We start from the raw sequence: 7,776 nt of genomic DNA on the forward strand, positions 1-7,776 counted from the left end.
AATATTAAATGTATAAAAAAAATTCTGCTCGATTTTAACCCAAGCAGAATTTTATACTTACACAGTTTTTGGTACAGTGTCTTAATATAGAAAGAGCCACTTTATAGTGGCTCTTTTTTTGTAACTTTTTCCAAATTTTAATCAATACCAATGGAACTATATTATTCTTTTTCGGTTCTAATTGTTCTTGCTGCATTATTTTCTTATGCAAACCTTCGATTCCTAAAATTACCTGGAACAATTGGAATTATGATTATCGCCATGTTAGTATCTGTCGCTATCCGTTTATTGGGAGATAGCTATTTTCCTGATGCTACAAAAGACATGTTTCAACTCTTTAATAGTTTAGACTTCAATGAAATATTGATGGGCGCAATGCTTAATTTTCTGCTTTTTGCAGGCGCAATGCACGTTAATATTCTCGATTTGAAAAACTTGAGATGGACAATTGCTACTTATGCTACAATATCAGTAGTATTATCAGCATTTATTATATCAGTAATTTTATATTACATTGCGCCATATTTTGGTATTCAAATTCCGTATATCTATTGTTTATTGTTCGGAACATTAATTTCACCAACTGATCCAATCGTTGTATTAGGAATTTTGAAACAAGCAAAAGTTCCTAAAATTATTGAGACAAAAATTACAGGAGAGTCACTGTTTAATGATGGTGTGGCCGTTGTAATGTTCGCAGTAGTTTTACAAATAGCAACTAATCCAAGCTTTGATGCTGATTTTTCAAGTGTTTCAAAATTATTCTTGATGGAAGCTGGTGGCGGAATCTTACTTGGATTATTACTTGGATTTACAGCGTCTAATTCGATGAAAAAAATTGATGATTATAAAGTTTCAGCTTTAATTACATTATCGATTGTAATGGGAGGATTTTTGATTGCAAAAGAACTTCATATTTCTAGTCCTTTAGCTATGGTTATCGCAGGTTTAATAATCGGAAATTATGGAAAGAAATTCGCAATGAGTAAAACAACTCAAGATTATTTAAACAAATTTTGGGAGCTTATTGATGAGGTAATGAATGCCATTTTATTCCTTTTTATAGGTTTCGAATTGTTGTTAATAGAAGATTTAATGGATCAAATTCTATTAGGAATTGCCACAATTTTTATAGTCCTATTATCTCGAACATTATCAATTGTTATTCCAGCTCGTACTATTTTAAGAAAAAACACTTTTTCTAAAGGTTCACTTATTGTCTTGGTTAGGGGAGGAATTCGTGGAGGAGTTTCAATTGCGTTAGTTCTTTCGATGCCAAATTCGGAATGGAAAGATTTGTTATTAGAGATTACATACATCGTTGTTTTATTTTCAATCGTTATTCAAGGTTTAACTGTAGGTAAAGTGGCTCATCGTGTTCTAAAAGACGAATCTGATGAAGCAAATAAAGAAGAAATGGAAGATTATCTTAATTCATCTAAATTGTAAATAATTATAAAATATACAATTAAAAGGAACAAGCGCATCTATAGATGCGCTTGTTCCTTTAACAGAAGTTTAGAACTTAAAATGGTTTAGTTCACGAATTAATCTTTATTTTTAATAGAAATTAGAACAAGCCAACAGAATGAAATTAAAAGATTTATCTAATCAACTCGAAATATCTTTAGGAAGTTTACAGAATTTTATCAATGATTTTAATATTGATTTGAGTTTTTGTATTGACGAAAATTTTAATGTAACACAACAATTTATAACATTTTCGGAAGAGAATAAAGATTTCTTAAAAAGATATGCCGAAGATTATTCCAAAGAAAAAACAATAGAAGAAATCGCTAAAACAATTGGAGCGAAAGAAGAAGAAGTGCTTCATTTTTTTGTAACAAATGGAATTCCTGCCGAGGTTGCAAAGCAGATGAAAACGGGAGTGTCAAGTTATTTGATTCATTCTTACATTGGGGGAAAATATCCGTTTATAGAAAAAGCATTTCCGCAATGCGAAGATTTTTCTGGTAAAAGTTTAGTTGGTTATACCGATTTGTATTTTTATATGACTGATATGTTAGATCCATTTATTAGCAAAGATCAAGGAGAAAGTTGGGGAATCTCAAAACCTGCTGGCTTGATTTTGTATGGACCTCCAGGTAGTGGGAAAATATATTGGGCAAAGAAAATAGCGGATATGATTGGTTACGAATTTGTACATATTTTCAATGATTATTTAGTTGGGAATTTTGATAACAAAAAGAATAAATTCTCCGATTTTCTTTCAAAAAAGATGAATCAACCTAAAACATTATTGTTTATTGATTCGTTCGACGAAATATTACATTCTACTTCTGTAAATACCATTTATCCCGAAATGGTCGATTTGTTTTATTCCGTTCTTAGACATATTCAGAAAAATGATACGAAAGAACTTTTGATTGTTGGAGCTGTTGAATCTTTAGCAAATTTGAATGATGAAATCGTTGCACCTGGTCGTTTTGATTTACATATTCCGATTTTTCCTCCAACTTTTGACGAGCGCAAACAATTACTTCTACATCACATGACTACGAATTTGGCGCAAGATTCTCCGTTATTATCAATTTTGAAAAATCAAAATGCGTTGAACAAAGATTTCTGGACGCCTTATGCGGCTGAAATGAAAATTTTCTCAAATACAATGATGATTGATTTTACACAATCGCTTAAAAAACGTTTATATGCATTATACAGAAAAGATGAAACGAAAAATATTGTGATGACAGAAAAGGTATTGTTTTCGGCATTTCAAGAAGCAAAATCGAAATTAACGCCTGATTATCTAAAACATTGTGCAATTTTCTTAACAGAAGCCAAACAAAATGTTGGACAAGATTTTCCGCATCGTCTGATTGAATTAAATGCTGATTTAGAGTTTTATTTATCATCAAAAGAAATTCCGATTACTAAAATTGGTTTCAAGCAAAGTGATGAAGCAATTTCTCCTACAGCTCAACAAGCAGTTGAAGAAAATAAAGAAGTTTAAAATAAAATAATATAAACCACAAAAAAGCGCTCTTAGAGCGCTTTTTGATTTTATAATTGATTAAAACTTACAAAGTTTTAAATGTCAATAATAAGATATTTCCTTTGTAAAGATGTAATTCTTTTCCAGAAACTTCGTAACGATTTACACTTTTCAACATCGATAAAAATGCTTTTTCTTCTTGCAAATTAGGACAAGCCATTTTAGTTTCAGAGAAATTAACGAAGCTGGTTACGCCGCTAACTTTTGTAAAAGAAGCATTGAAATTGTTGCAACCCGCAAAACCACTTACAGTCGAATTCGCTTCGTCAATAACCAACATTACGTCTTTATCGTACAAACCTTTTACTACGTTGTTATCGTTGATCAAATACCAATTTTGATTTGAAATCGAAACTTCCGCTTTAGGTTTAATTTTAGCAGTACTTGCGCTTGTAGAACAAGAAGTTGCTATAAAACTCATCAAAAGAGTTGCTGAAAATAAAGTTACAATCTTTTTCATTTTTCGGAATATTTTATCTCAACTCAGCGTTGAATTTTTCTTGATACAATTTGATTAATTTATTCATTAAACCATCAATTTCTTGATCGCTTAATGTTTTATTTTCGTCTTGAATCATAAAACTTAAAGCATACGATTTTTTACCAACTGGCAATTTATCTCCTTCGTAAACGTCGAATAAATTAACAGCTTTCAACAAATTCGTTTTCACTTCTTTTGTCGCTTTGTACAATTCTTCATATTTCACAGAAGAGTCAAGCAATAAAGCTAAATCTCTACGAGAACCTGGGAATTTAGAGATTTCTTTGTATTTCAAATCGTGTTTGTTTGCTAAAGCAACCATTGCATCCCAATTTAATTGAGCAAAGAAAACATCTTGATTAACGCCTAATTTTTTTGCTAATTTTTTGCTGATGATTCCAAGTTTTCCTAATGATTTTTGAGCAGAAACAAATTCAATTCCATCTAAGAAATTATCATCTTTTGCAGGTAACTCATCTGTAATTTGAATATCTAATCGAACAAAAATTTGTTTAATCAAACCTTTCAAATCAGCAAATGAAGCTTTACGTAAATTTCCTGTCCACGATTCGCTATTAAAGTTTCCTGAAAGAACGATTCCTAAACATTTATTTTCTTCGTAAATACCATCAATTTTGCGGTAAATTTTCCCAAATTCGAATAATTTAACATCCGAATTACGACGGTTGATATTAAACGCAACATTTTCTAATAAACCATTCAACAAAGTGCGGCGCATTACAGCTAAATCAGCTGAAAGTGGATTTAACATGGCAACACTTTCTCCTTCTGGATAAAAGAAAACTTGTTCGTATTCTTTTTTCGTTAACGAGTTATTCATCGCTTCATTGAATCCGAAAGAAATCAATTGACGCGCAATAAAATCTTCGATTTTATCTGGACTAACTTTTTGATTTGGAACATAAGAAAACGAGAATTTTGAAGGAATTTCGATATTATCGTATCCATAAATTCTTAAAATATCTTCAATCAAATCCACATCACGTTGTACATCTACACGATAAGCTGGAACTTCTAAATCTAAAATTCCATCATTTTCTGACAAAATTTTAATTTCTAAATTCTCTAAAATCGATTTGATTTTATGTTCTGGAATTTCAACTCCTAATAATTCAACCACTTTGTGTAAACGTAATTTTACATTGAAGTTTTGAATTGGATTTTCATAAATATCATCAATATTAGATGCAATTTCAGCACCAGCAATTTCAACTAACATCATCGTAGCTTTTTTCAACGCGTCGATAGTTATGTTAGGATCAATTCCACGTTCAAAGCGGAAAGAAGCATCCGTATTTAATGCATGAGCTTTCGCTCCTTTACGAATTGTTACTGGCTCGAAATATGCTGATTCTAAGAAAATAGTTGTCGTTGCATCCGAAACTCCAGAATCTTTTCCTCCGAAAACTCCAGCAATACACATTGGATTATTTTCGTTGCAAATCATCAATTCATGTCCTTTTAATGTACGTTCAACGCCATCTAAAGTTGTGAATTTTGTTCCTTCTGCTAATTTCTGAACGATCACTTTATTTCCTTCAATTTTAGCAGCATCAAAAGCATGTAAAGGTTGTCCTAAATCGTGTAAAATGTAATTGGTAATATCAACCACATTATTAATTGGCGATAATCCTATAACTTTTAAACGATTTTTTAACCAATCTGGCGACTCAGCAACTTTTACATTTTTTAAGTAAACACCTGCATAACGAGGCGCTGCTTCTGTATCTTTAACCTCGATAGAAATAGGATTTTTTCCGAAATCTGTCGTAGGATAATTTGATACATCATATGTTTTGAATGTTGACGCGATATCACGAGTTTTAAGGGCCGTATGTAAATCACGCGCTACACCAAAATGTGACATTGCATCCGCACGATTTGGCGTTAAACCAATTTCGATTTCGTGGTCAACTTCATCATTTTTTCCGAAAAGGTCGAACGTAGAAGTTCCAGGTTTTAAATCTTCTGGTAAAACCAAAATACCAGAATGATCTGTACCAATTCCTAATTCTACTTCAGAACAAATCATTCCGAAAGATTCTTCACCACGAATTTTTGCCTTCTTGATTTTAAATTCACCATCTGGTGAAGGTAAAACCGTTCCGACAGTCGCCACAGGTACATTTTGACCCGCTGCAACATTAGGAGCACCACAAACAATTTGTGTTTCTTTTCCGTCTCCTAAATCTATTTTAGTAACTTTTAATTTATCTGCATTTGGATGAGGTACAGCCGACAAAACTTTACCAACTAATACGGTTTCCAAATAATTTTTAGCTCCACCTACTTGTTCTACACCTTCAACTTCTAGACCCGTACTTGTAAGTGTTGAAGACACTTCATCAAGTGTGATATCTGTATCAATGTAGGTTTTTAGCCAATTGTATGAAATTTTCATTGTATTGTATAAATGAATTTTATGTATTCTTTTTGATTATGCGTTTAACATAACTGGCATAACTAACATTAAGATTTCTTCGCCATCTTCTAGTCCATCAACTGGTTTGATGATTCCTGCACGATTCGGTTCAGACATTTCTAATGTTATTTCTTCTGATTGTAAATTGTTCAACATTTCGATTAAGAAACGAGAATTGAAACCGATTTGTAAGTCAGTTCCGTTGTAATCACAAGGAAGTCTTTCTTCTGCTTTGTTTGCAAAATCGATATCTTCAGCAGAAATTGTCAATGAATTTCCAACTAATTTTAATCGAACTTGGTTTGTTGTTTTGTTAGAGAAAATTGCCACACGTTTCAAAGATGTCAAGAATAAGTTTCTGTTAATCGTTAATACATTTGGATTTTCTTTTGGAATTACCGCTTCATAATTAGGATATTTACCATCAATCAAACGACAAGTTAACACGATGTTTTGGAATGAAAAACGTGTATTTGTATTGTTGTATTCGATTGTTACATCGTCATTATTTCCTCCTAAAATATTTTTCAATAAGTTAAGTGGTTTTTTCGGCATAATATATTCAGCAGCTTGTAAATTCTCTAAACCATTGCGAGTATATTTTACCAAACGATGCGCATCTGTAGCAACAAAACGGAAAATATCTGCATTTGCTTGGAAGAAAACTCCTGTCATAATAGGACGTAATTCGTCGTTTCCTGTCGCAAAAATAGTTTTGATAATTGCTTCTGATAAAATGCTTGCACTAAGTGTTGTAGAGCTTGCGTCTTCGATATCTGGCGTTTGAGGATATTCGTTTGCGTCTTCAAATGCTAACTGATAATTTCCTTGTTCTGAAACAATTTCCAACGTATTTCCTTCTTTTTGGATAAAAGTAAGCGGTTGCGCAGGGAAAGTTTTCAACGTATCAGTTAAGATTTTTGATGGAATTGCAATTTTTCCATTATCATTAGACTCAACTTCTAAAGTTGTTGAAATTGTTGTTTCTAAATCAGAACCAGTGATAGTTAATTGGCTACAATCCAATTCGAATAAAAAATTATCAAGGATTGGTAAAGTATTATTAGAGTTAATAACCCCTCCGATTAAGTTAACATTTTTTAATAACGTGTTGCTCGATACAATAAATTTCATATGAAGAATATTTCCTTAAAATATCTAACAAATGTAATAAATAATCAAGTAAAAAACTCAAACCTATACATTAAATATTATATAGAATGGCTTGTTGTTGATTATCAAATAGAAAGATGATTGTAAATTGATTGTTATTATTTGTTTAAATTTTCTTTGAATTAAAAACTTTTCACCCGTAAATTTGTCTTGTATATCGAGACTTTTAACAAATCTTTTTGACCAAATCTCATCCAAAAAGATTAATTTGAATTTAAAATACTATTCTATGAAAATTGAATTGAATTTAGAAGGAAAAAATGGAGTTTTTATACTTCTTGATGAGAATAATAAAGAAGTTGGTGAATTAACTTTTATGCTGAAAGAAAAACAAATGTTGATTAATCATACAGGTGTTAATCCCGAATTGAGAGGACAAGGTTTGGCCGAAAAATTAGTGTTAGAAGCTGTAGATTACGCAAGAAAAAATCAGTTGAAAATCATTCCATTTTGTAGTTATGTGAGCGTTTATGTTGGTAAACATCCAGAAGTGCAAGATGTAATTTAGAAAATTATGAATTTAGAAAAAGTTTTTGAACACAACCAAGAGTGGGTAAATAAACGTTTAGGACAAGACGAGCAATATTTTGATAAGCTTTCGGCTGGTCAAAACCCAGAAGTGCTTTACATTGGTTGTTCAGATAGTCGTGTGACGGCAGAAGA

6 protein-coding genes and 1 pseudogene are annotated in these 7,776 nt (G+C 31.5%); 4 read left to right on the forward strand and 3 right to left on the reverse strand.

Annotation, left to right across the window (positions count from 1 at the left end; all coding sequences use genetic code 11):
* The first annotated feature begins 150 nt into the window (after positions 1 to 150).
* Positions 151 to 1,449: a cation:proton antiporter gene (locus B3R94_RS13215; RefSeq protein WP_291101390.1), complete on the forward strand. Its 1,299-nt coding sequence runs from the start codon at positions 151 to 153 to the stop codon at positions 1,447 to 1,449.
* A gap of 139 nt (positions 1,450 to 1,588) precedes the next feature.
* Positions 1,589 to 2,974, forward strand: a complete 1,386-nt coding sequence (locus B3R94_RS13220) for an AAA family ATPase (protein WP_291074901.1) — start codon at positions 1,589 to 1,591, stop codon at positions 2,972 to 2,974.
* 67 nt (positions 2,975 to 3,041) lie between these two features.
* On the opposite strand, the gene B3R94_RS13225 is transcribed toward B3R94_RS13220, so the two are convergent.
* The 3 genes from B3R94_RS13225 to dnaN are packed head-to-tail and all read right to left on the reverse strand — an operon-like array spanning position 3,042 to position 7,074.
* Positions 3,042 to 3,476: an META domain-containing protein gene (locus tag B3R94_RS13225; RefSeq protein ID WP_280051793.1), complete on the reverse strand. Its 435-nt coding sequence runs from the start codon at positions 3,474 to 3,476 to the stop codon at positions 3,042 to 3,044.
* 13 nt (positions 3,477 to 3,489) lie between these two features.
* Positions 3,490 to 5,919, reverse strand: coding sequence for a phenylalanine--tRNA ligase subunit beta (pheT, locus tag B3R94_RS13230; RefSeq protein WP_291101393.1), 2,430 nt, complete (start codon positions 5,917 to 5,919; stop codon positions 3,490 to 3,492).
* 36 nt (positions 5,920 to 5,955) lie between these two features.
* Complete coding sequence (gene dnaN / locus B3R94_RS13235; protein ID WP_291101396.1) at positions 5,956 to 7,074, reverse strand: DNA polymerase III subunit beta; 1,119 nt, start codon at positions 7,072 to 7,074, stop codon at positions 5,956 to 5,958.
* A gap of 268 nt (positions 7,075 to 7,342) precedes the next feature.
* On the opposite strand from dnaN, the gene B3R94_RS13240 reads away from it, so the two are divergent.
* Positions 7,343 to 7,621 (forward strand): GNAT family N-acetyltransferase, encoded by a 279-nt coding sequence (locus B3R94_RS13240; protein WP_125350239.1) that lies wholly within the window; start codon positions 7,343 to 7,345, stop codon positions 7,619 to 7,621.
* A 6-nt stretch (positions 7,622 to 7,627) separates the two neighbouring features.
* Positions 7,628 to 7,776, forward strand: a pseudogene (locus tag B3R94_RS13245) (carbonic anhydrase); the annotation flags it as partial.

The sequence above is a fragment of the Empedobacter sp. UBA7611 genome (assembly GCF_002484365.1).
Classification (GTDB): Bacteria; Bacteroidota; Bacteroidia; order Flavobacteriales; family Weeksellaceae; genus Empedobacter; species Empedobacter falsenii_B.

Excerpts from the sequence above, each read along its gene's own strand:
- B3R94_RS13240 (WP_125350239.1), top strand. The coding sequence starts at position 7,343 with ATGAAAATTGAATTGAATTTAGAAGGAAAAAATGGAGTTTTTATACTT.
- B3R94_RS13220 (WP_291074901.1), top strand. The coding sequence starts at position 1,589 with ATGAAATTAAAAGATTTATCTAATCAACTCGAAATATCTTTAGGAAGT.
- B3R94_RS13225 (WP_280051793.1), bottom strand. The coding sequence starts at position 3,476 with ATGAAAAAGATTGTAACTTTATTTTCAGCAACTCTTTTGATGAGTTTT.
- B3R94_RS13215 (WP_291101390.1), top strand. The coding sequence starts at position 151 with ATGGAACTATATTATTCTTTTTCGGTTCTAATTGTTCTTGCTGCATTA.
- dnaN (WP_291101396.1), bottom strand. The coding sequence starts at position 7,074 with ATGAAATTTATTGTATCGAGCAACACGTTATTAAAAAATGTTAACTTA.
- pheT (WP_291101393.1), bottom strand. The coding sequence starts at position 5,919 with ATGAAAATTTCATACAATTGGCTAAAAACCTACATTGATACAGATATC.